This is a genomic window from Duganella sp. GW821-FHT07F09 (genome assembly GCF_059418705.1).
This window is the reverse complement of record NZ_JBWKQJ010000005.1, coordinates 15,779-41,991: the sequence shown is the minus strand read 5'-3', so window position 1 is coordinate 41,991 and position 26,213 is coordinate 15,779. Positions and strand designations below refer to the sequence as shown.

Annotated in this window: 23 protein-coding genes; 11 read left to right on the top strand and 12 right to left on the bottom strand. The window is 58.3% G+C overall.

Annotated elements, in window-relative coordinates; translation table 11 throughout:
• Positions 1-35 precede the first annotated feature (35 nt).
• The 7 genes from AC07P1_RS14655 (at position 36) to AC07P1_RS14625 (ending at position 8,397) form a co-directional block, all read left to right on the top strand.
• Positions 36-2,294 (top strand): TonB-dependent receptor, encoded by a 2,259-nt coding sequence (locus AC07P1_RS14655; protein WP_494696509.1) that lies wholly within the window; start codon positions 36-38, stop codon positions 2,292-2,294.
• 75 nt (positions 2,295-2,369) lie between these two features.
• Positions 2,370-3,209, top strand: a complete 840-nt coding sequence (gene xapA, locus AC07P1_RS14650) for a xanthosine phosphorylase (RefSeq protein ID WP_494696508.1) — start codon at positions 2,370-2,372, stop codon at positions 3,207-3,209.
• A 2-nt stretch (positions 3,210-3,211) separates the two neighbouring features.
• Positions 3,212-4,741, top strand: a complete 1,530-nt coding sequence (locus tag AC07P1_RS14645) for an ABC transporter ATP-binding protein (protein ID WP_494696507.1) — start codon at positions 3,212-3,214, stop codon at positions 4,739-4,741.
• Positions 4,738-5,811, top strand: coding sequence for an ABC transporter permease (locus tag AC07P1_RS14640; RefSeq protein WP_494696506.1), 1,074 nt, complete (start codon positions 4,738-4,740; stop codon positions 5,809-5,811). Before AC07P1_RS14645 ends, AC07P1_RS14640 begins: the two co-directional genes overlap by 4 nt.
• A gap of 7 nt (positions 5,812-5,818) precedes the next feature.
• Positions 5,819-6,790, top strand: coding sequence for an ABC transporter permease (locus AC07P1_RS14635; protein ID WP_494696505.1), 972 nt, complete (start codon positions 5,819-5,821; stop codon positions 6,788-6,790).
• Between the two features lie 120 nt (positions 6,791-6,910).
• Positions 6,911-7,399: a cupin domain-containing protein gene (locus AC07P1_RS14630; protein ID WP_494696504.1), complete on the top strand. Its 489-nt coding sequence runs from the start codon at positions 6,911-6,913 to the stop codon at positions 7,397-7,399.
• Between the two features lie 62 nt (positions 7,400-7,461).
• Positions 7,462-8,397, top strand: coding sequence for a LysR family transcriptional regulator (locus tag AC07P1_RS14625; RefSeq protein WP_494696503.1), 936 nt, complete (start codon positions 7,462-7,464; stop codon positions 8,395-8,397).
• 30 nt (positions 8,398-8,427) lie between these two features.
• Here the strand turns inward: AC07P1_RS14625 and AC07P1_RS14620 are convergent, their stop codons facing one another.
• The gene (locus AC07P1_RS14620) at positions 8,428-8,814 is read right to left on the bottom strand and encodes a winged helix-turn-helix transcriptional regulator (RefSeq protein ID WP_494696502.1); all 387 of its coding nucleotides are present in this window, start codon (positions 8,812-8,814) and stop codon (positions 8,428-8,430) included.
• Positions 8,815-8,908: 94 nt separating this feature from the next.
• Between AC07P1_RS14620 and AC07P1_RS14615 the strand changes: the two genes are divergently transcribed.
• Genes AC07P1_RS14615 through AC07P1_RS14605 form a run of 3 tightly spaced genes read left to right on the top strand, consistent with a single transcriptional unit; the run spans position 8,909 to position 11,003 of the window.
• Positions 8,909-9,319, top strand: coding sequence for a DoxX family protein (locus AC07P1_RS14615; protein ID WP_494696501.1), 411 nt, complete (start codon positions 8,909-8,911; stop codon positions 9,317-9,319).
• A 13-nt stretch (positions 9,320-9,332) separates the two neighbouring features.
• A complete protein-coding gene (locus AC07P1_RS14610) occupies positions 9,333-10,073 on the top strand; it encodes an SDR family NAD(P)-dependent oxidoreductase (RefSeq protein WP_494696500.1) in 741 nt (246 codons plus the stop codon).
• A gap of 39 nt (positions 10,074-10,112) precedes the next feature.
• Positions 10,113-11,003, top strand: coding sequence for a haloalkane dehalogenase (locus AC07P1_RS14605; protein ID WP_494696499.1), 891 nt, complete (start codon positions 10,113-10,115; stop codon positions 11,001-11,003).
• A gap of 29 nt (positions 11,004-11,032) precedes the next feature.
• Here AC07P1_RS14605 and AC07P1_RS14600 read toward each other — a convergent pair whose 3' ends face one another.
• From AC07P1_RS14600 to AC07P1_RS14585, 4 genes are all read right to left on the bottom strand, one after another.
• Positions 11,033-11,692, bottom strand: a complete 660-nt coding sequence (locus AC07P1_RS14600; RefSeq protein WP_494696498.1) for an NADPH-dependent F420 reductase — start codon at positions 11,690-11,692, stop codon at positions 11,033-11,035.
• Positions 11,693-11,770: 78 nt separating this feature from the next.
• Positions 11,771-12,322 carry a YbhB/YbcL family Raf kinase inhibitor-like protein gene (locus tag AC07P1_RS14595; RefSeq protein WP_494696497.1) on the bottom strand — a complete coding sequence of 184 codons (552 nt, stop codon included), beginning with the start codon at positions 12,320-12,322 and terminating at the stop codon, positions 11,771-11,773.
• An 89-nt stretch (positions 12,323-12,411) separates the two neighbouring features.
• Positions 12,412-13,476: an NAD(P)-dependent alcohol dehydrogenase gene (locus tag AC07P1_RS14590; protein WP_494696496.1), complete on the bottom strand. Its 1,065-nt coding sequence runs from the start codon at positions 13,474-13,476 to the stop codon at positions 12,412-12,414.
• A 46-nt stretch (positions 13,477-13,522) separates the two neighbouring features.
• Positions 13,523-14,488 carry an alpha/beta hydrolase gene (locus tag AC07P1_RS14585; protein WP_494696495.1) on the bottom strand — a complete coding sequence of 322 codons (966 nt, stop codon included), beginning with the start codon at positions 14,486-14,488 and terminating at the stop codon, positions 13,523-13,525.
• Between the two features lie 228 nt (positions 14,489-14,716).
• On the opposite strand from AC07P1_RS14585, the gene AC07P1_RS14580 reads away from it, so the two are divergent.
• A complete protein-coding gene (locus tag AC07P1_RS14580) occupies positions 14,717-15,661 on the top strand; it encodes an AraC family transcriptional regulator (protein ID WP_494696494.1) in 945 nt (314 codons plus the stop codon).
• A 415-nt stretch (positions 15,662-16,076) separates the two neighbouring features.
• On the opposite strand, the gene AC07P1_RS14575 is transcribed toward AC07P1_RS14580, so the two are convergent.
• The 7 genes from AC07P1_RS14575 to AC07P1_RS14545 all read right to left on the bottom strand — a co-directional run bounded on the left by AC07P1_RS14575 (position 16,077) and on the right by AC07P1_RS14545 (position 26,201).
• Positions 16,077-16,538 carry a cache domain-containing protein gene (locus AC07P1_RS14575; protein WP_494696493.1) on the bottom strand — a complete coding sequence of 154 codons (462 nt, stop codon included), beginning with the start codon at positions 16,536-16,538 and terminating at the stop codon, positions 16,077-16,079.
• A gap of 459 nt (positions 16,539-16,997) precedes the next feature.
• The gene (locus tag AC07P1_RS14570) at positions 16,998-18,257 is read right to left on the bottom strand and encodes an MFS transporter (protein ID WP_494696492.1); all 1,260 of its coding nucleotides are present in this window, start codon (positions 18,255-18,257) and stop codon (positions 16,998-17,000) included.
• Between the two features lie 234 nt (positions 18,258-18,491).
• The gene (locus AC07P1_RS14565) at positions 18,492-20,618 is read right to left on the bottom strand and encodes a beta-glucosidase family protein (RefSeq protein ID WP_494696491.1); all 2,127 of its coding nucleotides are present in this window, start codon (positions 20,616-20,618) and stop codon (positions 18,492-18,494) included.
• 134 nt (positions 20,619-20,752) lie between these two features.
• Positions 20,753-22,966, bottom strand: coding sequence for a TonB-dependent receptor (locus tag AC07P1_RS14560; protein ID WP_494696490.1), 2,214 nt, complete (start codon positions 22,964-22,966; stop codon positions 20,753-20,755).
• Between the two features lie 369 nt (positions 22,967-23,335).
• Positions 23,336-24,814 carry an NAD-dependent succinate-semialdehyde dehydrogenase gene (locus AC07P1_RS14555; RefSeq protein ID WP_494696489.1) on the bottom strand — a complete coding sequence of 493 codons (1,479 nt, stop codon included), beginning with the start codon at positions 24,812-24,814 and terminating at the stop codon, positions 23,336-23,338.
• The gene (locus AC07P1_RS14550; protein WP_494696488.1) at positions 24,811-25,434 is read right to left on the bottom strand and encodes a carboxymuconolactone decarboxylase family protein; all 624 of its coding nucleotides are present in this window, start codon (positions 25,432-25,434) and stop codon (positions 24,811-24,813) included. Before AC07P1_RS14550 ends, AC07P1_RS14555 begins: the two co-directional genes overlap by 4 nt.
• The gene (locus AC07P1_RS14545; RefSeq protein WP_494696487.1) at positions 25,434-26,201 is read right to left on the bottom strand and encodes a glucose 1-dehydrogenase; all 768 of its coding nucleotides are present in this window, start codon (positions 26,199-26,201) and stop codon (positions 25,434-25,436) included. Before AC07P1_RS14545 ends, AC07P1_RS14550 begins: the two co-directional genes overlap by 1 nt.
• Positions 26,202-26,213: the final 12 nt, after the last annotated feature.

Here is a 26,213-nt window from a genome sequence, read left to right as displayed (position 1 = left end):
TTTCAGAAAATTCCCGCTATTCACTGGAGAAAGAAATGAACCGGAGTGTCAAACCGCGCGCAACCATACGCGCCAGAGCCATCGTATTCAGTGTCGGCGCCGCGCTGCCTTTCTGGGCCACGTTGGCACAAGCCCAATCGGACAACCAGAGCTCCCCCGTGGCGGAGCCGGCGCTGGAACAGGCATCCAGCCCGCTACAATTGCAGACGGTGATGGTGACGGCGCAGCGGCGCGAAGCAATGATCAAAGACGTCCCGGTATCCGTGTCGGTGGTGACCCCAGAAACCATCAACACTTTGACCTCTGGCGGGCAGGATATCCGTGTGCTTGCGGCCAAAATTCCGAGCCTAAACATTGAATCGTCGAATGGTCGCACTTTTCCACGTTTCTACCTCCGAGGTTACGGCAACACCGACTTCTCGATTTTCGCCTCGCAGCCTGTTTCGCTGATCCTGGATGACGTGGTGCAGGAAAACGCCATTCTGAAGGGCTTCCCCATGTTCGACCTCGCCGGCGTCGAGGTCATGCGCGGACCGCAAGGTAGTCTCTTCGGACGTAACACTCCAGCCGGGGTGGTCAAGTTCGACTCGGCCAAACCAGTACTGGGCAAGCAATCTGGCTATGTCAGCGTGTCCGATGGCACGCACAACACCGCCAATCTGGAAGGCGCGATCAATCTCCCGCTCAGCGATCAATGGGCGCTGCGCTTTTCAGCGCTGGCGCAGCATCGCGATGACTGGGTCCGCAATGATGGCGGCGGCCCTCCCCCCCGGATGGCAGGCTATAACGAACATGCCGAGCGCCTGCAGGTACTTTACCGCCCAGACCGCGCTTTCCGCGCGCTGTTCAACCTGCATAGCCGAGCCACGAACGGTAGCTCCCAACTATTCCGCGCCAACGCCATCAAGCTCGGCTCGAATGACCTGGTTGATGGTTTCGATCCCGCCCGCATCACAACCAATGGCGAAAACACGCAAACCCTCCGCAGCGCCGGCGGCAGCGTCAACCTTAGCTGGAACATCGAGCGCTATAAGCTCTACTCCATCACCGGCTATGAAACCATCGCAAAATACCTGACCGTTGGCGACATTGATGGCGGCACCCCAAGCGGCCCCGGCTTTATCCCTTTCCAGGTCCAGTCGGGCGCCGGTGTGGGCGATCACAGACAGTTCACGCAGGAATTTCGAATCGAGTCGAAGAACGACGACGCACTCAACTGGCAAGCTGGATCGTACTACTTCGATGAGGATGTAAGCGCGGAGAACATTGACTTCGACAGCGTCACTAACCAGCGTACCGGTTACCTCCAAAACCACCAGAAGAACAAGGCATATGGCGTGTTCGGCGCGCTGAATTATGACCTCACAGAAAATCTCAAACTGAGCGGAGGCATGCGCTACACGCGCGATAACAAGGACTTCAGTACGCAACGCGCCGAAAATATCAGCTTCACCGGTCCAGGTAGCATCAGCAAAAGCAAGTCCAAGTTCAACTGGGACACCAACGCAGTCTACACTCTCAGCCCCAACGTCAACGTCTATGCGCGCATCGCCACCGGGTTCCGCGCACCGAGCATCGCTGCGCCATCGGCATCGGTACCGATCACGGTAGCCGACGCGGAGACGCTGACCTCCTACGAGGCAGGGATCAAATCGGACCTGTTCGACAAGCGCGCGAGGGCGAACTTCAGCGTTTACCGATATCGCGTGAAAAACCAGCAATTGACTGCGGTGGGCGGCGCTTCGAACGCTATTCAACTGGTCAACGCGGCAAAAACGGCCGGCCATGGTGTGGAAATGGATCTCGACGCACAACTGGCGCCAGGTCTCCGCCTAACACTCGGGACCAGCTATAACTTTACCCAAATCCAAGATCCGAACTTACTCGTTGCTGGCTGCGCCGCCTGTACAATGCTCAGCTCGCAGGTCCGCCCCGGCCTGTATTCCGTCGATGGCAACAGCCTGCCACAAGCGCCACGCTGGATTGCCAACGCTTCGCTGGACTACCGCGTGCCGCTGGCCAATAGCGATGAGTTCTTCGTCTCCACCGACTGGTCGTATCGCAGCAGTGTGAACTTCTTCCTGTATAACTCGACCGAATTCACCGGCAAGTCCCTGCTCGAAGGCGGTCTGAGAATCGGTTATAAATGGCGCAATGGCAGGTACGAAATTGCCGCGTTTGGTCGCAACATTACCGACAAAGTGGTGGCGGTCGGTGGTATAGATTTTCAGAACCGCACCGCCTTCGTCAACGATCCGCGCGTCCTCGGTTTGCAGCTCAAGGCATCGTTTTAAGCCACTTGGCCAAACCACGGCGGGCATGGTGCCCGCCACAACGGCGGTTCATCCCCGCGACAAATGAGACATCGCATGCTGACCAATACCCCCTTTCAGGCTGCGGATATTATCCGCGCAAAGAAACCAGGCTTCACCCCCCGTGTCGCACTGATCCTCGGTTCGGGCTTAGGCATGTTGGCCGAGCAGATGACGGACGCAGTCGTCATCCCTTACGATGCGCTACCAGGGTTCCCGATCAGCACGGTACACGGGCACGCCGGTGAACTGATACTCGGAACACTGGGCACGGTACAAGTCGTTTGCTTCAGGGGCAGAGCGCACTTTTACGAGGGCTATGGCGCGGGCGTCATGACCAGCGCCGTGCGAACCGTCAAGCTGCTCGGCTGCGAAATCCTGCTCGTAACGAACGCCGCCGGATCGCTGTGCACGGAAGTCGATGCGGGGAGCCTGTTGCTGCTGACGGACCACATAAATTTGTTACCAGGCACGCCGATGATCGGCCCCAACGATGACCGCTTCGGTCCACGGTTTTTCAGCTTGGCCAACGCCTACGATGCCGACTTGCGCGAGTTCGTGAAGGAAACGGCGGCCGCGATCGCCATCACCCTGCATGAGGGCGTGTATCTCGCGTGCACCGGCCCAAACTTCGAGACGGCGGCCGAAATACGCATGATGAAGCAGTTAGGGGCTGATGTCGTCGGCATGTCCGTCGTACCCGAGGTCATCTCGGCGCGTCATTGTTCCCTGAAGGTGATTGGTGTGTCCGTGGTGACCAACCTGGCAGAAGGTCTGTCACCATTTACACTATCTCACGAGCAGACCCTGAAGTATGCCTCCATCGGTGCCCGCGACTTGGTCAAATTGATCTTGGCCGTCCTGTATCGGTTGTCGCAAATTCCTGGCGGGCGGTAAGCATGCTGACTGTGGTGGAATTTCGCGGCATCTCCAAGCATTTCGGAGCTGTCAAAGCGAACACGGACGTCAGCTTCGCCATCGCCAAGGGATCGATCCACGGCCTGGTGGGCGAGAACGGCGCCGGCAAATCGACCCTGATGAGTATCCTGTACGGCTACTACCGCGCCGACGGCGGGGAGATCCTGCTCGACGGCCAGGCGCGCCGCATCCACAACAGCCAGGAGGCGATCGCCCTCGGCATCGGCATGGTGCACCAGCACTTCATGCTGGTCGAGAACATGACGGTGCTCGACAACGTCATGCTAGGCAGCGAGGGCGGTTTCAAGCTTCAATCCAAGCGCGCCGCCGTCGAGGCGAAGTTGCGCGAGATCTGCGCGCGCTACCAGCTCGACGTCGATCCGCTGGCCACCATCCACGACCTGTCGGTGGGCGCGCAGCAGCGCGTCGAGATCCTCAAGCAGATCTACCGCAGCGCCAACATCCTGATCCTCGACGAGCCGACCGCCGTGCTGACGGCGCAGGAGACCGCGTCGCTGTTCGAGATCCTGCGCCTGTTCAAGGAACAGGGCAAGACCATCATCCTGATCACCCACAAGCTGCAGGAAATCCTCGACATCACCGACACCGTCACCGTGATGCGCGGCGGCCGCGTGATCGGCGCCGTGCCGACCGCCGGCACCACCAAGGAAGCCCTGGCCAACATGATGGTCGGCCGGCCGATCGAGAACAACCTGCCGCGCGCGCCGTACAACCCGGGCGCGCCGGTGCTGCGCGTCGAGAACCTGCAGCTCAGCGATGACCAACAGGTCAAGCTGCTGGCCGACATCGGCTTTACCCTGCGCGCCGGCGAGATCGTCGCCATCGCGGGCGTCTCCGGCAACGGCCAGAGCGAATTGATGGAAATCCTGTCGGGCATGCGCCTGCCGACGTCCGGCAAGCTGGAATTCCTCGGCAAGGACCTGCCCTACGCCGGCCGCTCCGACCCGGACGGCCTGCCGCGCACCTTCCGCGAACTGGGCATCGCCCACGTGCCGGAGGACCGCCTGCGCGACGGCGTCGTCAAGGCCTTCTCGGTCATGCACAACACCATCCTCGGCTACCAGGACAAGCTGAAAAACAAATGGGGCCTGCTCAACTTCAAAGCCATCGCGGCGCGCTGCGACGCGCTGCTGAAAAGCTTCGACGTGCGTCCCGATAACCACGACCTGCGTATCGGCCTGCTCTCCGGCGGCAACCAGCAAAAAGTGGTGATCGCGCGCGAAGTGCTGGCGCAGCCCAAGCTGATGCTGGTCGGCCAGCCCACGCGCGGCGTCGACATCGGCACCATCGAGAGCATCCACAAACAGCTGCTGGCCCTGCGCGACTCCGGCGTGGCGATCCTGCTGGTGTCGGTGGAGCTGGAGGAGGTGCGCGCGCTGGCGGACCGCATCCTCGTCATGTGCGGCGGCCGCATCACCGGCGAACTGAAAATTGAAGAATTCGACACGACCCGTATCGGCTTGCTGATGGGCGGAATGCACAAATCATGAACAAAGACCTGCCACGCTGGGCGACCGCGTTTGCCCTGCCCCTACTGAACCTGCTGTCGGCACTGCTGGTGACCGCGCTGGTGATCCACCTGCTGGGCGAGAGCCCGACCGAATCGCTGGCGATCCTGATCAACAGCGCCGTCGTCAATCCGGAGGGCTTGAGCTACACGCTGTTCTACGCCTCGACCTTCATCTTCACCGGCCTGGCCGTGTCGATCGCCATGGAGGCGGGCCTGTTCAACATCGGCGCCGAAGGCCAGATGTACTTCGCCGGCCTTGGCCTGACCTTGGCCATGCTGACCTTCGACAGCACCCTGCCGGCGCTGGTGCTGATCCCGGTCGGCATGATCGGCGCGGCGCTGTTCGGCGCACTGTGGGCCTTCGTGCCCGGCTATCTGCAGGCGAAGCGCGGCAGCCACGTGGTGGTCACCACCATCATGTTCAACTACATCGCCGCCGCACTGATGAACACCGTGATCGTCAAACTGGTGCCGCCGGGCGAGCAAAATCCGGCCAGCCGCGCCTTCTCGGCCGCCGCCGAAATGCCGCGCCTGAACCAATGGTTCCCGGCGCTGGGCGAGACGCCGCTCAACATCAGCTTCTTCCTGGCGATCATCGCGCTGGTGATCTACGGCGTGGTGGTGTCGCGCTCCTCGTGGGGCTTCAAGCTGCGCGCCACGGGGCTCAATAAACACGCCGCCCACTACGCGGGCATCCGCATCAGCAAGATGATCATCATCGTCATGCTGATCTCGGGGGCGCTGGCCGGTCTCGGTTCGGTCAACCCCATCATGGGCTCGACCCACTACCTGTCGCTCAACTTCGTCGGCGGCGCGGGCTTCATCGGCATCGCCATCGCGCTGATGGGCCGCCAGCATCCGGTCGGCATCTTCCTGTCGGCGGTGCTGTTCGGCGCATTGACCCAGGGCGGCTTCGACCTGTCGCTGGAGAAGCAGAACATCCCGCCGGAGACGGTGATCCTGGTGCAGGGATTGATCATCCTGTTCTGCGGCGCGATGGAAAACCTGTACGCGCCGGTGATCGCCACAATGCTCAAACTGAAGAAGTGAGGACACTATGACTTTTGACGACCTCCATATCGGCAGTATCCTGGTATCGACCGTGCGCAACGCGCCGGTGCTGATTTTCGCCGGCATGGCCGGCCTGTTCGCCGAGCGCTCGGGCGTGATCGACATCGGCCTCGAAGGCAAGATCCTGGCGTCGGCCTTCGTCTCGGCAGCCGTCGCCTTCACCACGCAGAATCCGTGGTACGGCGTGGTGGCCGGCATCGTGGTATCGATGCTGCTGGCCAGCCTGCAGGCCTACATCGCCATCACCCAGAAGGGCAACCAGCTGGTGGCCGGCATCGCCATCAACATCGCCATGAGCGGCCTGACCTTCGTGGTGGCGCAGTACATCTTCCAGCAGGGCGGCCGCACGCCGGACCTCGGGTCGGCGCGCCTGTTCGACGTGGTGCTACCGGGGACGGCGGCGGTCGAGGGCATCCCCGTCATCGGCTGGGTGTACGCGCACCTGATCGGCGGCCATTCGGTGCTGGTGTACATGGCCTTCGCGCTGGTGCCGCTGGTGCACTGGATCGTTTATCACAGCCGCTTCGGCCTGCGCCTGCGCGCCTGCGGCGAGAACCCGCACGCGGCCGACGCGGCGGGCGTGAGCGTCGAGCGCCAGCGCTACATGGCGATGCTGATCGCCGGTTTCCTGTGCTCGTTCGCGGGCGCCTACCTGTCGATCGTGCAGAGCGGCTTCTTCCTGCGCGACATGTCGGCCGGCGCCGGCTATCTGGCGTTGACGGCCATGGTGTTCGGTAACTGGCGTCCGCTGTACACCTTCCTGGGCTGCCTGATGTTCGGCTTCTTCGGCGCGGTGCAAATCCAGATCGAAGGCGTGGAACTGCCGGGCATCGGCCGCCTGCCGGGCGCGATGATCCAGATGGTGCCGTACGTGCTGACCGTGATCGTGCTGGCCGGTTTGATGGCCAAGTCGGTGGCGCCCAAAGCAGTGGGCACGCCGTTCATTAAATCGCGTTAATGGCCGTTGATAAGCTGCGGCTTTTCAGTTTGCGAACAGATCGGGCGCGGGAAGCGGTTGGCTGGTCCGTAAATACTCGATAGAATCAACCGGTGGGCGTCACTGTTCAACCAGTGATGCTTGTTATCCATTACATATCGCTTCAATAAAATGAATAAGAACTTGCAGGTTTTGCTTTTAGCAGTGGCGCCAGCCGTTACTTCGGCAGCCGAGTTGCCACCGGTATTACATCCAGACAGCTTGCCGGTCATCGCAAGCGCCCCTGGCGTAACGTTGCGTGAACTCAGTGGGAGGAGCGCCCCGGTCGGCGCGCGCAGCGACAAAGTCAGTGTCGCACTGTTCCGCCTGGAGCCTGGCAAGGCCAGTGCGTGGAGTCACAACAAGGTTGGCGAGGAATCATTTTTTGTGCTCAACGGCGAAGGCGAAGTCTGGACGAATGGCACGGCCCAGCCTGTCCGCCCCGGTTCCTACGTCGTTATCCAACCAGACATCGTGCGCTCCATCCGGGCGACGAAGGGCGTACCGCTGGAGTTTTATGCGATCACGTCGCCCGCCTGGAGTAGTGACGATGACGTACTGACGAGCGCGCCCGCTGGAGCGCCAAAGTAGTTAGCGACACCTGTTGCGATCTTAAATCGGCACACACCAAACTATGGACTGTGAACAGTACAATGAACCTCAGGCGCAATGATGAACGGTATTTGCACTTGTTGCGCCGAATTAGCCTGCGACAGCTCATCTACTTTGAACGCCTTGCCTACTTTCGCAACTTTAGAAAAGCAGCGGCCGATTTAAACATCAGCCAGCCCACGTTGAGTCAGCAAATGACACAACTGGAACAGAACCTGGAGCTTATTTTATTGGATCGCAACAGCAGCGGTGCCGTGCTCACACCCTGCGGCCTGCAACTGCAAGCGACGGTAACCGACATCCTGAATTCGATCACCACGTCCATCGCGTCCATGCATGGGGCATCGCCGCACAAACTGTGTATCGCGGTCCCTAGTTACCAATCGTATCCGCAGATCCAGCTGCTAATCAGGGAATTCCAGCAGGAGTGTCCCGGAGCCGATCTACAAATCCATGAAATGACAGCGCAGCAAATGTGTGTGGCCTTGGCAAGCGGCGAAATAACCACAGCATTTTTATCGATTCCGAGTCCAAGAGAGTTGCCCCCGGACGTAGATATCCGGATTATCCACCAGGTCGCTTATCAGTTGTGTCTGGCCGAATCACATCCCTTGGCCGGCAAATCGGAAATTCTCCCGGAACAGCTCAAAGGTGTACCAATCATCTTGCTGCCGCGCGAACAGCATCCCATGCATTACGATCATCAGATGAAAGGTTTTCGGGATATCGGCGTGGAACCGGTCTTGCATCCAGCCAGAATTACCAATGTTTCCGGACAAATTGGTCTTGCTTCAACAGGGTCCGGAGTTTGCCTGGTGGCGCCAGGGACTTTGGACCTTCCAGCCAGCGTGGTAATCAGACCCACCGTTCCCGGCCTTGCTGAGCTTAAATTGGCCATGGTGTCACGAAAACAGGATTTCAATCCCTATCTTGAACGTTTCCACAGGAAAGTGGAGCAGATCTTTGTGCCCGGGTAGCAGTCCCGCATCGCGGCCGAGTCAATTAATCTAAGAACTCGTCACCTTGGCTTTGCGACCACGCATGGCAGATCTGTCCGGCACGGTCCTGCCATACTCGCTCCACCAGGCAGTAAGCGCCTCCATCGTCGGCCCAAGCCCCCGGGCCTTTTGCGTAATCTCGTATTCGACTCGCGGTGGCACTTCCGCGAACACCGTGCGCAACACCAAGCCATCAGCCTCCAGCTCCCGCAGCTGAGCAGTCAGCATATGTTGAGTGATTCCCGGGATCTCCTTGCGAAGCTCACCAAAACGATATAGACGCTGATTCAGCAACCACATGATTTCAAGCTTCCATTTCCCGGAGAGCAAGGAGAATGCTCGACGCATCTCCTCATGCATGTTCACCGGAACTCCCTCATTAGTCAGGTTTTCCATACTAAGCCCCATTTTTTCATCCTACTTGTAGGTATTCATCTTAGTCGATAACCTGCATGCATGTCGAATTAAAACACTTGATTAGGAAATTCTCATGACTGTCACATACACCTACTGGATCAGTACCACCCTGCTGTCACTACTCTACTTCGCCTCCGCTTTTATGTACCTCACCAAGCGCGACTTCGTTAGACAAGCGCAAGCGGAATTAGGTTACACCGCACCAAACCTCGTGCCATTCATGATCGTGGTGAAGATTCTCGGCCCTGCTGCGATTCTCCTGCATTTCAATGTAGCGCTCAGTGATCTCGCCTATGCCGGCATGTTCTATCACCTGATCCTGTCGGGGCTGGCTCATCTGGGTGTTCGCAAGCCGAAAGGCGCAATTCCAGCAGCCGCCGGACTCGTCTTTTTGGTGCTCTCCTTCGCAACGCAAAACACGGCTCGCGAACCGCAGTCGCCCTATGCTCCGGGCGCGACAATTATCCAAACACCTGTCAACTAAAGGAAGACATTCTATGACTCGACTGAATGAAAAAGTAGCAATTATCGTCGGCGCCGGACGCGGAATTGGCCGTGCGACAGCTAAACTGTTCGCCGCCGAAGGAGCAAAGGTAGCAGTTCTATCGTTGACGCAAGCGAACATCGATGCTGTAGTGGCCGACATCGAAGCCGCCGGCGGGACGGCGATCGGCGTGCGTTGCGACGTCAGCGATGCAGACCAGATCCAGAGCGCGGTGGACACTGTGGCCAGTACCTGGGGCCGCATCGATATCCTCGTGAACAATGCTTTCGATCCGTCTTCGGTTTCATCCTCCATTCTCGATCTCTCGGTCGAGCAACTACAACGCAATTTTGATATGGGGCCAATCGCTTACCTGCGGACGATGCAAGCTTGCTATCCCTACCTTAAGGCCAGTGGCGAAGGTCGCGTCATTAACTTCGCCTCGTTGGCAGGAATACTTGGCATGGTGGACTACGGCCCCTACAACATGGCTAAAGAGGCCGTGCGCGCGCTGACCCGGTCCGCAGCGCGCGAATGGGGTGCCGATAAAATCACTGTAAACAATATTTTGCCGATTGCAGACACGTGGGGCGCATCCGGTATGCCACCACCGGCCAACGCACTTTCCCGATACGGATCGCCGGAGGAGGATGTAGCGCCAGTCGTCCTATTCCTCGCAACCAAAGACGCGCAGTTCATCACAGGCTACAGCCTTACGCCCGATGGTGGAATGATCATCGATTCCGCGCGATAAGCTGCGGCTACGCATAACCTCACAAACAATGGAGAAATCATGACGCATCATGAAAATAAATCTTTGGAGTTGCCTTTCGCCGCCAAGAAATACCTCGACATTCACGGCCATACGATGGCCTACATCGATGAGGGCGAAGGCCCACCCATCCTTTTCCAGCACGGCAACCCAACCTCCTCCTATCTTTGGCGCAACGTGATGCCGCACCTCAAAGGGCTTGGACGATTGATCGCGGCTGATTTTATGGGAATGGGCGATTCCGAGAAACTCGATCCATCGCTCGGTCCGTCACGTTACAGCTTCAACGAACAGCGCAAGTATCTGCATGGTCTGTGGGACGCCCTCGATCTCGGCGATGAGGTCATACTCGTGCTGCACGATACGGGATCGATGTTCGGGTTCGATTGGGCGCACCAGCATCGGGGGCGCGTTCAGGGCATCGCCTACATGGAGTCGATCGTCGCCCCGCTGCTAGTGTCCGATTTTCCCGAATATGTCCAGCAACAGCTCAAACACATCACGCCCGAGGCACTCGAAGCGAGTCTGCAGGGGCTGGATTTCCTGGAAGGTTTCCTGCTGCGCTCACGTGACTTCTCCGAGGCGGAGAAAGCCACGTACCGCGCGCCCTTCATCAATCCTGGCGAGGATCGCCGCCCAATGATTTCGTTCGATTTGCCGCTGGAGGGGCAGCCGGCGCACACTGTGAAAATCGCCGAGGAGTATTCACGTTGGCTGGCTCAAAGCGACATACCCAAGCTGCTCATTCGCGCCGAACCCGGCTACCTTCTGACCAACCGGCTGTATGACATTGCGAAGGCCTGGCCTAAGCAGACAGAGGTGACTGTCAAGGGCGGCCACTATATCCAGGAGACCACACCGGATGAAGTCGGCGCAGCGATTGCCGATTTCGTCCGGGGTCTGCGCGGCTAAACCGGCAGTCGTATCGCAAGCGACGCGCTTCAACGCGCGTCGTTACATCGATGGAATCTTTCGAACCGATAGATCCATTCCGGGCCCTGATCCGTGCCATAAGCAAGGGCGGTAGCGAGCATCGCAAACGGCTCGATATAGCGTGCTATCCGTAAAGGGCCCGCATCGATCGGTGCAAAGCCAAATGCATCGATCAATTGATGCACGCGCAGCTTGCTTGATCGCTCGTCGCCGCGGTACACCAAACTAGGACGGGGAGACTCCTCGCGCGCGTTGAACACGTCCTCGAGTACCTCGCTCGGCGTTGCTTGGAAAGCCGCAACGACCCGGCAGTCGGGCAGCATTCGCGCGATGGTTTCGGCGCCAGAGTCGGTGTGGCCAACTACAAGTTCGCGATTGGACATATCGAGCGGATTGGTACAGCTCAGTACAATTTTCCCTGCCAAATCGCCGGCCTGCGCCAGGACGTCGTCCAGGCGCGACCAATGGACGGAGAGCACGACCGCCTCCGCCTGTTCGGCGGCTTCGCGCGGAACACCGGCGCGCGCGCCAGGCCCCGCAGCAGCAGCCAAGTTTTGCAACTTCTGTTCGCTGCGCGCGTAACTGAAGATGACTTCGTGTCCCATGCGGGCGAAAACCCTACCGATTGTCGCTCCCATCAGGCCAGACCCAAGAATGCCGATTTTCATAAGTAGCTCCTTTAGATACAAGCGGCACATCTTGCGATGTGCCGCCCGCCCACGTGCTCCTCGACGTCGAAAACTGTACTACTGCCGTGTAGAGATAGGAACCAATTCCGCAGTTGCAGTACTGTTGGTGTTAAGCAGGTAACCAACTAGAGCGCCACTGGATTCACTATCAATCGGCAACCTTTCGACCTTGATGGCCCAGACTTTGAAGTGATAGTGATGGGTTTTGTCCCCGGCTGGCGGACATGGCCCTCCGTAGCCTGGCCGGCCAAAATCTGTACGCCCCTGGACCGCGCCAGAAGGAACATTCGCACCGCTTTTGTTGCCTGCATCTAGTACGAGGCTGTGTACGTTCTTGGGAATATTAACGATCGTCCAGTGCCACCAGCCGCTACCGGTTGGCGCATCTGAATCGAACATGGTGACCGCAAAGCTCTTGGTTGACTCCGGCTCTCCAGACCACGACAGTTCAGGCGACAAGTCCTTTCCGGAACAGCCGGACCCGTTCAAGACATAAGCGTCCTTCACCTGTTCGCCATGTTGTATATCGGTGCTTGTCAGTCGAAACCCTTGCGCCTGAGCGGACAAAGATAAAACCGACACGGCAACGCTAAGCATCAATCTATTCATTTGAGTTGACTCGCTTAAAAGAAAATATGTAAAGGGCTAGGATTGCCGATTTTGTTTGTGGCGACGCGGGGATGCAGTCGCCTTGCCAACTATGACGCTACCGTTTTCGACTCTGTCAACGTTGCCATGTTGATGACGAAGCGGTAGCGAACGTCCGAACGCTCCAGTCGCTCGAAGGCCTCGTTGATCTGGTCGATCCGGATCATCTCCACCTCCGGCAGAACGTTCATACGGGCACAAAAGTCCAGCATTTCCTGCGTCTGCGCAATACCAGCGATTGCCGATCCGGCGATCCGCCGGCGCCCCAATAAAAGCGGCAGGCTGTCCAGCTCGTCTAGCGCGCCGATCTGGCCGACCACGCACAAGGTTCCATCCACATCGAGCAGTGGCAGATATGGCGTGAGATCGTGCTTGGTCGGCACCGTATCAATGATGAGATCGAATGAGGAGGCGGCCTTTTCCATAGCAAGAGCATCCCCCGAGAGAAGGAAATGATCTGCACCAAGTTCGCTTGCATCCGTTTGCTTGCCGGCAGAGCGGCTCAACACTGTGACACGTGCGCCGAGTGCGACGGCAAGCTTGATGGCCATGTGACCGAGGCCACCCATTCCGATGACGCCGACGCGACTTCCAGGCCCGACATTCCAGGTTCGCATGGGCGAATAGGTGGTCGCGCCCGCACACAGCAGCGGGCCCGCTTTGGCAAGATCGAGTCCGGCTGGCACGCGTAACACGAACTCCTCGCGCACCACGATGTGCTTCGCATAGCCTCCCATGGTTGGCTCGCCGGTAATCCTGTCCACGCCCGCGAAGGTTTGTGTATTGCCCTCTCGGCAGAGCTGCTCTTCACCCTTGTGGCATTGGTCGCAATGCTGGCAACTGTCGACCATGGTACCAACGGCTACGTGGTCCCCGACCTTGTGGCGTGTAACATCCGGACCGACCTCAATCACCCGCCCTACAATTTCATGCCCCACAACGATAGGGTAATTGGTCCAGGACCAGTCATTGCGGGCCGTGTGTAAGTCGGAGTGACAGACGCCGCAGTAAAGAATCTCGATGGCTACATCGTTTCGGCGCAATGCACGGCGTTCGAAGGAAAACGGTGCCAGCGGTGTATTGGCCGCAGTTGCGGCATATGCGTAAGTTTTCATTAAGACTCCAAGTGATCCCCGCCAATCGCAGCGGGGCGCGCAGCAATTACTTCAAGTTGATTCTGAAAAATTCAGCCAGTTTGCCGAACGGGATGAGGTTCACGCGGTCATACAGATCGACGTGGCCGGCGCCTGGAACGACGAACAGTTCCTTGGGTTGTCCAGCGCGTTTGTAGGCGTCCTCGCTGAATTCGCGCGAATGGGCTTCAGCCCCGGTTATGAACAGCATCGGACGCGGCGAAATGGTCTCAATATCTTCAAACGGGTAGAAGTTTGCGAACTTCACCTCACTCGAGATCGGTCGGTTCTGGGTCTGCTCAACGGTGCGGCCCGCCGGAACGGACTGGCCACGTGGCGTACGGTAGAAATCATAGAACTCCCGACGAGGCCCGTCGGCATCGGCTGGCAACTGCACCGGGAGGTAGTCAACCCACTTGGTTGGCCCGCCGGTGAATTCGACGTATCGCTGCTCCGCCGCCGCTGCGATCATCGCCTTGCGCTGCTCGATCGATTGGCCCTTACGCAGGCCGTTACGGGTGACAGATCCCATGTCATACATGCTGACCGTGGCGACGGCCTTCATCCGTGGGTCAATTTTGGCTGCGCTGATGGCAAAACTGCCGCTGCCACAGATGCCCAACACGCCGATCCGTTCGCGGTCGACGAATGGACGCGTGCCAAGGAAGTCCACTGCGGCATTAAAAGCTTCCGAATACATTTCCGGCAAGACGGCGTTGCGCGGCTGGCCTTCGCTTTCACCCCAAAACGGCAAGTCAATTGCCAGAGTCACGAAGCCTTGCTCGGCGAGCTTCTGAGCATACAGATTGGAGGTCTGCTCCTTCACCGCGCCCATCGGATGGCCAACGATAATCGCCGGATTCCTAGCTTTTGTATCAACGCCCTTGGGGAGAAAAAGATTCCCGACGACCTTCATCTGGTACTGATCCTTGAAGGTTACCTTTTGGGCCGTTACCTTGTCGCTTTTGTAGAAATTGTCTGCGCCGTTTGACATGTCAGCTCCTATAGCGGTGAGGGATGCAATCAATAGCCCGAAGGCCAACATTAGTTTTCTCATGGAGGTTCCTTTAAAAGTGATCAACGGATGCATTTTCCGGCCAGACCGTCATTCAAAGTGATGCATTCCGATGCATTTCATGCCTAATCCGATGGAACCTCGCTAAAGTCCGACTCAGACGGTCCGCGAAGTACTAGAGTGACGGTTCGAAAGGAAAAAATATATATGTCCACATCTTCTACACCGCTTAGCATCGCTGGAACTGGAGCGCTCTTGACGCGCTTGACAAGGGCAATCGGCGCCCGTACCACCGGACCGGGGGACTTCGCCACCGCGATCCCCGGGCTGACATTTTTTCGCCGCGACGTCCCTGCTGCCCCGACGATCTGTATGGTCGAACCCAGCATCGTTGTGGTCGTTCAAGGCGCCAAGCAGCTCTGGCTTGGCGGACAGGCCTATCGATACGACACATCCCGCCTTCTCATTACGTCATTGGATCTCCCGGCCGACTCGGAAGTCGTAACGGCCAACGCGCTGACGCCATGCTTGGGCATCACGCTCAAGCTTGACCTGCGCGTCGTAGCAGAACTCATTGCTCACGGCGACTTGCCATCCCGACGCAATCGCAGCAGTGGCACGAGCGTCGGTATTGGCGAAGCGACGGCGGCGATCATTGAACCATTCGCCAGGCTGATCGCGCTACTGGACGAGCCGCAGGCCATTTCAGTACTTGCGCCGCTCATACAGCGCGAAATCCACTATCGACTTTTGAGTAGCGATCAGGAGGCCAGACTTCGTCAAATTGCTTCCGTCGACGGCCAAGGCTACCGCATCGCAAAGGCAATCGACTGGCTTAAACTGAACTACGCTTCGCCACTTCGCATTGAGGAACTCGCCACCCGCGTGCAAATGAGCACGCCGACATTCAACCAGCACTTTCGACAGCTGACAGCGATGAGCCCGTTGCAGTATCAAAAGTGGCTACGGTTAGCCGAGGCGAGGCGTTTGATGTTAAATGAACACCTGGATGTGTCGCGGGCGGCGTTCAAAGTCGGCTATGAAAGCCCGTCGCAGTTCAGTCGGGAGTACAGCCGTTTATTCGGCCTTCCCCCCAAACGGGACGTCGCGGCGCTAAGAGGAGCGCACGGACAGAGCGATAAAAGTGACTGATATGGCGGTGCGGCCCATCTCCGCTCATGCGATCATCCAAGCGGGCTGGCGCTAAAGAAGACGGCGCAAAATACGCACAAAATCGGTGGTATTGCAATCGCAGGTGGAAGGCGCTATTGCATTTGGGGTGGCGTTCCACCAGGGGTATCAGTTTCAAGAACGATCAAGTCGTGGAGAGCAATTTCCATGACGATCTTGCTCGGCGGATGAACGCTATATCTAAAATCGAGATGCGCTCTGTGCCTTCGCAGATCATTTTGACCCTGCTGATGGGGTTGAACTTCCGGTGAAGACCGGCGCAGCAAACCGATGTCGGCTCCGTGGGCATTTCGAATGTTCCCACACCGTCACCTGATCAAGAATTCACCCAAGTCCGGCGGCCTCTTCATGTAAGCCACCGCCGGAAAGGCCACCACTAGCCCTTATATATACCGCAGCCCACAACCAGATCATCCACTCTTTCCACATAGGTAGATTTTGATTCGATCACCTTGGAGGTAGGGTTGGGCCATCGATAATCGACCCATCCTTTTCCGGAACCATTAGCAAGCTTAATAAAATCCTTGATCAAATAATTACCATCCATATCTTTTAATTCGAGATTGTTTTTCCCGATCATTTTTAGATTGGCGCCATGCGCTCGCTTGACCCCGGTAATATCATAAACAACGATATATAGATCCCGATCGCGGAACTTTCCGTTAGGGTTATTAAATTCGGCGAAAGCCTTTTCTTTTCCATTTTCCTTGATATAAGTTATCGCTTTCTTGGTCAAGGCAATCGCCTCCTCGGCCGAACCGCGGCCGCCCTCGCCCGCCGTAGCGTTGAAGGTAGCAGCTAAAAATCCCAACAAGATTACAAAGAATGGCTTTTTCATTTTCGGTCTCTTTCAAATTGATTAAACCATTGACTGAAATGCATACCAGCCTCAAACTGCCATAAGCTGCACCACGCAGAACATTAACAACACAGGAAATGATGAATAACTCGATAACGTTAAGGTAGTATCAAGTGACACGTTACTGAGCGCTTCGATACTGATAATGACTAGGTTGGACGTACGTGTCAAGAAGGCGAAAAACCACTAATGGACCATTATTCAAGCAATATTCCCGAGTCACCAACAATAGTTCTTTGCTGGGCTGTTCAGGGCGACCAAATACAATTGGATCGTTGCAAATTGGTGTGCCCAAGTTTTTAATGAACCTAAGCCCACACGGAACGCTCGATCGGGATTGGGGTAACAATTGCCCTCGCGCGAAAAATGGTAGCGAACCTCTTCTTGAAGCGCACATCAATAGCCGAGATGCCGCTCTGCGTAAAGTTTTGCTGTTTGTTAGCGGACATGACGAATAGGTAAAATGGCCAGCGCACCCACCAGGGCGAGTGCGAACCCAACCATGAATAACAGCGGATAATTCGCGCCAACAGAAGCGCCAGTAGCAATTGCCAACACAAACGGCGCTACCGCCGGGGCAAAGGATTGTGGCAGGGTACTTGCCGCGTTGAGAATGCCGAGGTCGCGTGCCGCATTATCACGATTTGGCAATACTTCGACACACAGCGCCATGTCCACGGCGTAGTAAAGGCCCTGTCCGACACTAATCGCGACCATGGCTACCAGCATCTGCGCGAAAGAGTCTGCGAAGGCCAAGCCGAGAGACCCTACCGCCAACGCCACGGCGGCAACAATAACGAACGGCTTACGACGCAAAAATCTGTCCGAAAGCCATCCGCCCAAGAATGAGACGAGCAACGACAAGGCACCGCCAACCGAGGTCGTGATGGTCATGTAATAGCCGATCTCGTTTTGCGGAATGTGAAGATGGTCGGTCATGAAATAGACCTGGTAGGTCAACGGGAATGCGTATGAGCACAGAACCAGAAACCTGCTGACGAACGCCCAACTGAAATCAACGTAGGATTTCAAGTCCGGACTCGGGGTGGAGACTGCCATGTCCGGTCCATCCAAACGCCGGATCGACACTGTGCCTTCCGGCACGATTGCCACGAAGATGGCAACGGCGATCGGCGACAGCAACCAGGGAACCAGGAACATCGCAACCTGGTTTCCCGAGGTGAATTGGGTAATGAACACGCCCACCATGATGGCGGCTGTCGGCGCGACGCCCAAGAGCGCCGACATGATGCCGTGCTGCTCCTCGGGTATGACATCGGACATCACTGCCATTAACGCCGCCTGCCCCGCGTTCGATCCCACCTGACACACCAGCCAGCCACACAGCAGCCACCATGGATTGGGAGCGTATGCCATGATCACCAGGCCGGTAAGCAACGAGAGCGAGCCCACAATGATCCAGAACTTTCGTTTTCCAATACGGAAGTCCGAACGGTCGGAAATACGCCCCCATATGGGCGAGGCAGCCACCGCAGCCACCGCGCCGATGCCGGTAATCAGACCTAGCCAGCGCGCCTTTTCGGACGAGTCGGCGACCTCGCCGACTCGGATGGCCAAGGTCATGACAACCGGGGTCAACAAACCTAGCCAGGCGGCGAACTGCGCAAGCCAATAGGCAAGCATTACCGGCCATCCCGCGCGCGGTCGACCTCCTTCTGCGATACTTTTGCTATTCATTATTTAACCTTGTAATGTCTCATTGTGCTTTTGCGCGGGCGTGGTTCGGCGTAGCACGCCGCGCGGCTGGCCTGCTGTCAGGATCGCTGGCGGACCGAATGTAAAACAACTCGTGGTAGCGCTCCGAGACGGGCGGGGGAAGCTTGCGCGGCGCGTCGCCTTGCCACCTCGACGGCCAGCGTTGCCTCGAATCGGGACGCGCGGCCATATTGGCTATGACCGCGCCGTGCACGATCAACTCCCCCATGTGCAGCCGGAAAATTCGGCCGTCGCACGTTCACCCAACGCGACCGCGTCATCTCCCAGCGCGAAGACGTATTCGCCCGCAGGCATGTTCCAGTCCGTGCCGCTCCAATCGGCAAGCAGGCGTGGATCGATGCTGAGCATGACCCTGCGCGACGCCCCGGGCTCGAGCTCGACCCGTTCAAAGCCAACCAGGCGCCGCTTCGCAACACCTGCGCGCGTGACGAGATAGAGCTGACCCACCGTTGCGCCCGCCCGGGTTCCAGTGTTGGTGACCAGGAACGTCACCGCCAGCCCGTCGATGCGCAATTCCGTCGCAGAAAATGTCGTGTACGAGAGTCCGAACCCGAACGGGAACAGCGGCGCGATCCCTTCACGGGCGAACCACCGATACCCGACATCAGAGCCTTCAATGTCGTAGTCGATCGGCAGTTCAGCTTCTTTGTTGGGCGCATCTCCCCCCAGATTGGGCTCGAACTTGTCGAAGCCGTCGACCCGCGGTCGCGGCAGATCGGACTCGCTCGCGGGAAAACTGATCGGCAAGCGGCCAGAGGGATTCACGTCGCCGAACAGGACGGCTGCAATCGCCTCCGCGCCACGACAGCCCGGATACCATGCCTGCACGACGGCGGCCGCACCTTCGAGCCAGGGCATCAGAACCGGCGCACCCGTCTGCAGCACGACAATCGTGTTCTGGTTGACCGCCGTGATCGCACGAATCAATTCATCCTGGCCGCGCGGCAGCGTCAGATCAGGCAAGTCAACGCCCTCGGCGCACCAGACGTTGGCAAATACAATGACGGCGTCCGCACGCGCCGCCTGGGCTGCCGCCTCGGACGGATAATATCCGCTGCGGAAACGAACCTCGGCATTCGGAACCCGTTTGCGGATGGCCTCGATCGGAACCGACTGGTGGTACTGTTCGGTGATAAAACTCGCAAACGGGCCAGAGCCGCCGATCGGCAGGTTCAGTGCCGGCCCTCCCGCCCCGTGAACCTGGCTGGATCCTCCGCCGGAGAGCACGCCGGTGTCGGCGTGTCCTCCGACGACCAGCACGGTTTTCACCTTCTCGCACAATGGCAAGGTGTTTTGGCGGTTCCGAAGCAGGACGATGCCCTGTGCCGCCAAAGTTTCGGCCACTTGGGCGTGTCCTTCATAGTCGATTTCTCCTCCGGGTTTCGCGGGATGCGCGTCGAGTCCGCACGCGTAGATCGAACGAAGAATTCTGCGATTCATATCGTCGATGCGTGCCGCATAGCGGGCGTCGGAACGCGCCAATTCAGCCAGCATCGCGCCAAAATACACGCCCCCGTCGAGTTGTTCTCCAGATTGCTGGTCCAATCCGGCCAGCGCGGCCTCCGGCCCGGGCACGGCGCCCCAATCCGACATCACGAAGCCCTTGTATTTCCAGCCGCCTTTCAATACGTCATTCATCAGGTAATGGCTCGCGCACGCCTGTTCCCCGTTGACCCGATTGTAGGCCCCCATTACGGCGCCGGGCTGGCCGATCTCAATTCCCATCTCAAAGGCAAGCAGGTCACTCTCGCGCGCGTTGGCGTCCGAGATCTTCACATCGGCGAATTTTCTGCCCGTCTCCTGGCCGTTCAACGCGAGGTGCTTGATGGTGCACATGACATGGTTGGACTGTACGCCCGCAATCGCATGTCCGGCCAGGACCGCCGACAACAGGGGATCTTCCGAATAGTATTCGAACGTGCGTCCGTTGCGCGGATCGCGCATCAGGTTGACGCCGCCGCCGAGGAGGACATTGAATCCCTTGGCGTGCGCTTCTGCACCGATGATTTCCCCTCCCCGGCGCACCAGATCCGGGTTCCAGCTGGAAGCCATCGACAGTGCCGAGGGCAGCGCCGTGGAAACGTCATTGCGTAATCCCTTGACATAGGAGACGCCAAGACTGGCATCGGTTTCAGTCAGGTTTGGTATCCCGAGCCTGGGAATTCCTTGTACGAACCCGGCCCCCAGGACGGCGCCGGGCGGAATCTCGCTCGATACCGCTCCGATGGGGACGGCGAGAACCCCGTGGGTGAGCATAACCTTTTCTTCAGGTGACATCCGACCAACGACTTCGTCGGCGCGTTCATCTACATTTCTATCCATGGGGAGTGATCTTTCAGTCTGCTATGCGCTGCTCTACAGCGGCAAAGGAATATCGACTTGCCGGCGGGGACGCGTGCATCGCATCGCATGTGCCCCCGTGGATCAAGCCTTCAAGTTCGGTACGCGCCGAGGTGTCAGAACTTCAGGCCCGCACGCAGCCCGAACAGACGCGGATCGGAAAAGGTCACGCCATTGAAGCCATCGGCGGTCGCATTGGTCACCGTCACCTTGTTCTCGATGTTCTTGACGAACGCCGATACATACCACGCGTCCCGCGCGGCGCTGTAGGTCAACGACGCGTCCGATTTTGTGAAACTTGGCTGGTTGAAGAATACCAAGCTACCGCCATCCGTGAGGTCGTAGCTGCCGCTATAGCGCGTGCTCAGATTCGCGGCCAGCTTTCCGGTCCCCACAGCGGTCGAATAAATAATGCCCGCCTCGCCCGTCCAGCCAGGACTGCGATCGAGCTTGCGCCCGGAAAGATCGATGCCAGGTCTCGGCTTATAATCGTCGTAACGCGCATTGAGGTGGTTGACCCCCAGCTTCAGCGTGAAATTCTGGGAAAGCTTCGCTTTGGCGTCCAGTTCAACGCCATCGATCGTGGCGGACGCGGCGTTCCTCGTCACCGTGCAAGGGAGATTGCCGCTCGGCCCACAGATATTTTCGGACTGCGAAAGTTGGAGATCCTTGTAATCGTAGCGGAATGCGGATCCGTTGAGCTGGAGCCAGGCGGCGGGACGGATCTTAAAGCCGACCTCGTATGCGGTCAGGGACTCCGGCGTGTAATAGAGTGCGTTCGCGGTCATCGAACATCCGCTACCCTGACCAACCTCGCACCCATCGTTGAATCCACCCGCCTTGTAACCCGTGGCCACAGAACCATAGACAAGACCCAGCGACGTGTCATAGTCGACGCCAGCCCGCCAGGTCGCCTTGCTGAAGGTGCGGTCGGCCGAGGTCGTTTCCAGCGTCGTGGAGCTTAACAGCGTCCCGAGGTTGTAGGCGTTGGGCACAGCCGAATAGTTATTCTGAACGGACGAACCTACGCGCGACTTCCTATCCTCCGAATATCGCGCGCCGAAGGTCAGCCTGAGCTCAGGCGTCGCCTCGTAAGTCGCCTGGGTAAATGCGGACTTGTTCTCCGAAATCGTTGGGTTGCGCAAGAACTGGTAGCCGGTGTCAGGACCGAGCAGGTTGAACAACGATAGCTGGAGCGCGGACTTCTCGCGGAAGTAATAGACGCCCGATTGGACTTGCACCGGGCCTACGTCGGCCACCAAGCGGAGTTCGTGTGAATTCTCGCGATAGGCGGCATTAAAGTCGGCCATGATCGCCCCGGTCCCGAAGTTCTGGATCTCCGCCCGATCAAATTGACGGTGGGAGCCCAGGTAGGTGAACTTACCGAAGCCGGCGTCGAAATTGAGTTCGGCCATCAATCCCTTATTGTCGTTGTCACGCCTGCCTTGCTGAGCATAAGGGGTCGAATTCGTGCGGTAAGCACGGCTGCTTTGATCTAAGTGGGTCGCCGTGGAAAAGCTAGTCCCCCCGGGGTTCACATCGGCGTAAAAATTACTCGTTGGTACCGTGTAATCGTAGACACCCTTCATCTTGCTGTAGTCGCCGACGATCAACGCGTTAAATGCCGAGTTCGGTTTGAACAGTACCGACAGCCGCCCGGACAGGTCGTCCTTGAATGGATCGAGGGTGACGCCGTCCGAAGCATTCCCGTGAATGATGTAGTTATCCCGTTTGCTGCGATTCACCGCCATGCGGACAGCCACCGTCTCACTGACGGGCGTGTTAATGACCGCCGTCGCATTGGCGTCGCCAAAATTGCCGTACGAGGTATCGACCGATCCTCCGAACACGAATTTTGGCTTAACGCTGAGAACGTTGATGACACCGGCGGTCGAATTGCGGCCGTACAGCGTCCCTTGGGGCCCGCGCAGCACCTCGACGCGCTCGACATCGTAGAAGCTCACTTCCTGCTCCTGGGGCCGCGCGATATAGATGCCATTTAACATGAACGCCGCTGACGGATCGCCCTTTTCGGTGTTGTCGGACGACGTGACGCCGCGGATGGTAATTTGCAGGCCGTTGTTCCTCACGATCGACAAACTGGGCACTTCGACTGCCAACGCGGTAGGGTCGGTGATGCCGGCGTGAACAAGCTCCTTGCCGGACAAAACGCTCATTGACAGTGGCGTTTGCGACAGCAGTGTCTCGGTCCGGTTGGCCGTCACCACAACGCGCTCGACATCGTTCGATTGCTGATTATCAGCCGCAGCCCCAGTGACGGCGCTTCCCGCAAACAGCACACCCCCAGTGGCCAGAATTATGGCTTTCATTCGTCTCCTCCTTTATATTCAGGGCAGCCAATCTGCCCCATCAATTATTTGACCGATACTACCCACTTTCATGACATTCAAAAATGGACCTGGAAGTCAAACATTTTTGCGTTTCACGCAATTGATCGTAAAAATGACGACCTCCGCCCCCGTGACAGGGGATGCAGAAGTGGGCAGCCTGGGTTGACCGGGCGGAGATCGGGGCAGTGGTGCAGGATGCGCCAGGACGGCGGCAGCCGAAGGAATGGGCGGTGGCAGGGTTGGATCGGCCATGCACGTGGCGGGGGCGCTGCGCGACGCCTGTTCACCCAGGCATCCGCAGGTTAGGTGCGGAACGTCCAACGACGTCCGCACGTATGTGATGAGCGTCTAAACCGGCCGGGCGTGCAAAAGCACCGTCTTCTGGACGAGGAAGGCGTCGAGCGACGACGGCCCGCCTTCGCGTCCGATACCCGTGTCCTTATTGCCTCCAAACGGCGTGTCGGCATCTGGCGTGCCGAAATGATTAATTGAGAGCATTCCGACTTCGAGATCACGCTGCAATCGCTCGACGTCGACAAGGGAGTTGCTGAAAGCATAACCGGCAAGTGCAACATGGACACTATTGGCAACTTTCAGCGCGGCTCCGAGATCGGGTACCGACACGCACGCCGCGATGGGATTGAACGGCTCGATTGTCATCGCATCGGCATCGAGAGGGACATCCGCCAATACTGTGGGCTCGAAGTAATGGCCTCTATTGCCGATGCGTTTCCCACCTGTTGCCAGGCGGGCACCGCGCCGCGTCGCGTCATGGACCATTGATTCCGCTGATTCGATGCGGCGGCGGTTGGCGAGCGGTCCCATTTGTGCTGCGGGATCGAATCCGTCGCCTACCCGGTACTTTGACAACGCATCGGCAAACGCATCAACGAAGTCACGATAAATGTCTTGATGGATAATAAAACGCGAGGCCGACGTGCACATCAATCCGCTCATTCGCGATTTGGCTTCTGCCGACAAGATGGCCACTCTTTCTACATCGACATCAGGCCCGATGATCACCGGTGCATTTCCGCCGAGTTCCATCAAGACCGGCTTCATTGCCCTGGCAGCAAGCTCGGTGAGATGTTTGCCTACCCCCGTGGAGCCGGTGAACGCGACAAGACGGATCACTGGAGAAGCGATCAGCGTACTCGAAATCAAACCAGGATTTCCGGTCACCAGATTCAGCACGCCGGCCGGGAGGCCCGCATCCTCAAAGCACTTTACCAGTGCGCAGGCGGTGCCTGGCGTTTCCTCTGCGGGCTTTAAGATCACGGAACACCCAGCGGCAAGCGCGGCCGAAATTTTGCGCGCCGCAGAGCTCATCGGAACATTCCATGGCGTGATCGCCAAGACCGGGCCGATCGGCTGCCGGAGCAGCAGCTTCTGCGCACCGGGTTCACCCGGAACAATCAAGCCATAAGCGCGTTGAGCCTGGCCTGCTTCCCACTCCAGAAAATTGCAGCATCGGTCTATCTCGCTTTCCGATGCCGCCAGTGTCTTGCCGTTTTCAAGGGAAATGATGCACGCGATATCTTTCAATCTTTCGCGTAACAGCTTGGCCGCCGACAGTATCGTCCGAGCACGTTCCGTCGCTGACGTATCGCGCCAGATCAAGAACCCCGCCTCCGCCGACCGCAAAGCGTTCTCAAGATCTTGCGGCGTCGCGGCCGGCACCGGTCCGAGCTCGTTTTCAGTGCTTGGATTGCGGACGACATGTAAAGGATCGCGATCATAGATCCACGCGCCGTCGATATACATCCCGATGCGGGGATAGGCCGTTTTTTCAAAGACCTCAGAGGGGCGGGATGAAATGGTTCTCATGGAAGCTTCCTATTTTCGACAAAATGATTTAGATGGGCGGGCGGCTCTGCGGGAATACCTACGTCGAACACATGGAGTAGCTGCGCCAGTGTCCGGTAATAGCCGACCAAGATCGTCACTTCAAAGATCGCCGCCTCTCCCAGGCAATCACGCAGTTCGGCGTATGCGGTGTCGGAAACCGGCAAGTCGCCAGCAAGCAGGCGTTGGGCCAACGCATACGTTGCCGTTTCGGACGCGTCGGCGCTGGCAAAATTTCCAGAGGCAAGAGCAACCAATTCGGTCTCGGACAGGCCGGCGGCCCGGCCCACCCGCTCATGCGCATAGCGCTCGAAGGCGCTGTCGCTGTATTGGGCGACACACAGGATCGCAATTTCCCGGGCGCGGTCGCTCAGGCCCGTTTGATACCGAATGGCGGAACCCAACTCCTGCAGGGGCAGCCCCAACGCTGGAAAATGCACCAGGATGCCAAAAGGTCCGGTCAAGGCGCCATCGGCATCGACGAGCGGGAACAACTGTCTGCCTTTAGCGCGCGGGCCCTCGGCGATCACTTCAAAAAGTGCGCGTTGCGTGGCATCGAGTCGCGACTTCGGGAGGCTGCTTAATCGCATCGGCATGCCCATCACTGCACCACGAAGCCGCCATCAACCGGCAGTGCGACACCGACGATAAAGCTGGCGCCCGGACTGCACAAGAACAGCACCACGGAAGCGACTTCATCCGGCGTTGCGATGCGTTTGATCGGCATCTTTGAGACCGCCTGGATCCGGTCCAACTCCCCCTTCTCCACCATGGCATCGACCATGGGCGTGTCGATCGTGCCTGGGCAGATGACGTTCACGCGGATTCCCCGATCGGCATATTCCAGTGCGGCGCTGGTCGTCAGACCAATGATTGCGTGCTTCGAAGCATGGTAAGTCGAGCGGCCCGCGCCACCGATCAGACCACTGATGGAGGAGCAATTGACTATGGCGCCACTGCCCTGTTTTCGCATCTGGCGAAGTTCGTATTTCATGCAAGCCCAGGTGCCGCGCGTATTGACCTGGCTTACCCGGTCAAAGTTTTCGGCTGTTACATCGGCAATTTCCGCTGGCGGGTCGATGATGCCGGCATTGTTGAAAGCCATATCAAGTCGACCGTAGACGTCGACCACCGTTCGTACCATAGCCTCGACTTCGCTCTCATTGGAGACATCACAGCGCAAGCCCATCGCCCTGTAACCGGCGGCTTCCAGTTCCTTGACTTTGGCCCTGACCAGATCTTCGTTAATGTCCACCAGAACGACCGCCGCCCCCGATTGGGCGAACTGGCGGGCCGCAGCAAGTCCAATGCCGGAACCGGCGCCCGTGACAAGGGCGACTTGGTCAGTGAAATCGTAGCTCGGGTTCATCCTCTTCTCCAT

Coding starts and splice junctions, on each gene's coding strand:
- AC07P1_RS14605 (WP_494696499.1), top strand. CDS start 10,113: ATGACGCATCATGAAAATAAATCTTTGGAGTTGCCTTTCGCCGCCAAG.
- AC07P1_RS14565 (WP_494696491.1), bottom strand. CDS start 20,618: ATGGATAGAAATGTAGATGAACGCGCCGACGAAGTCGTTGGTCGGATG.
- xapA (WP_494696508.1), top strand. CDS start 2,370: ATGCTGACCAATACCCCCTTTCAGGCTGCGGATATTATCCGCGCAAAG.
- AC07P1_RS14550 (WP_494696488.1), bottom strand. CDS start 25,434: ATGGGCATGCCGATGCGATTAAGCAGCCTCCCGAAGTCGCGACTCGAT.
- AC07P1_RS14545 (WP_494696487.1), bottom strand. CDS start 26,201: ATGAACCCGAGCTACGATTTCACTGACCAAGTCGCCCTTGTCACGGGC.
- AC07P1_RS14570 (WP_494696492.1), bottom strand. CDS start 18,257: ATGAATAGCAAAAGTATCGCAGAAGGAGGTCGACCGCGCGCGGGATGG.
- AC07P1_RS14640 (WP_494696506.1), top strand. CDS start 4,738: ATGAACAAAGACCTGCCACGCTGGGCGACCGCGTTTGCCCTGCCCCTA.
- AC07P1_RS14635 (WP_494696505.1), top strand. CDS start 5,819: ATGACTTTTGACGACCTCCATATCGGCAGTATCCTGGTATCGACCGTG.
- AC07P1_RS14595 (WP_494696497.1), bottom strand. CDS start 12,322: ATGAATAGATTGATGCTTAGCGTTGCCGTGTCGGTTTTATCTTTGTCC.
- AC07P1_RS14555 (WP_494696489.1), bottom strand. CDS start 24,814: ATGAGAACCATTTCATCCCGCCCCTCTGAGGTCTTTGAAAAAACGGCC.
- AC07P1_RS14585 (WP_494696495.1), bottom strand. CDS start 14,488: ATGTCAAACGGCGCAGACAATTTCTACAAAAGCGACAAGGTAACGGCC.
- AC07P1_RS14615 (WP_494696501.1), top strand. CDS start 8,909: ATGACTGTCACATACACCTACTGGATCAGTACCACCCTGCTGTCACTA.
- AC07P1_RS14590 (WP_494696496.1), bottom strand. CDS start 13,476: ATGAAAACTTACGCATATGCCGCAACTGCGGCCAATACACCGCTGGCA.
- AC07P1_RS14600 (WP_494696498.1), bottom strand. CDS start 11,692: ATGAAAATCGGCATTCTTGGGTCTGGCCTGATGGGAGCGACAATCGGT.
- AC07P1_RS14645 (WP_494696507.1), top strand. CDS start 3,212: ATGCTGACTGTGGTGGAATTTCGCGGCATCTCCAAGCATTTCGGAGCT.
- AC07P1_RS14620 (WP_494696502.1), bottom strand. CDS start 8,814: ATGGAAAACCTGACTAATGAGGGAGTTCCGGTGAACATGCATGAGGAG.
- AC07P1_RS14580 (WP_494696494.1), top strand. CDS start 14,717: ATGTCCACATCTTCTACACCGCTTAGCATCGCTGGAACTGGAGCGCTC.
- AC07P1_RS14610 (WP_494696500.1), top strand. CDS start 9,333: ATGACTCGACTGAATGAAAAAGTAGCAATTATCGTCGGCGCCGGACGC.
- AC07P1_RS14560 (WP_494696490.1), bottom strand. CDS start 22,966: ATGAAAGCCATAATTCTGGCCACTGGGGGTGTGCTGTTTGCGGGAAGC.
- AC07P1_RS14625 (WP_494696503.1), top strand. CDS start 7,462: ATGAACCTCAGGCGCAATGATGAACGGTATTTGCACTTGTTGCGCCGA.
- AC07P1_RS14655 (WP_494696509.1), top strand. CDS start 36: ATGAACCGGAGTGTCAAACCGCGCGCAACCATACGCGCCAGAGCCATC.
- AC07P1_RS14575 (WP_494696493.1), bottom strand. CDS start 16,538: ATGAAAAAGCCATTCTTTGTAATCTTGTTGGGATTTTTAGCTGCTACC.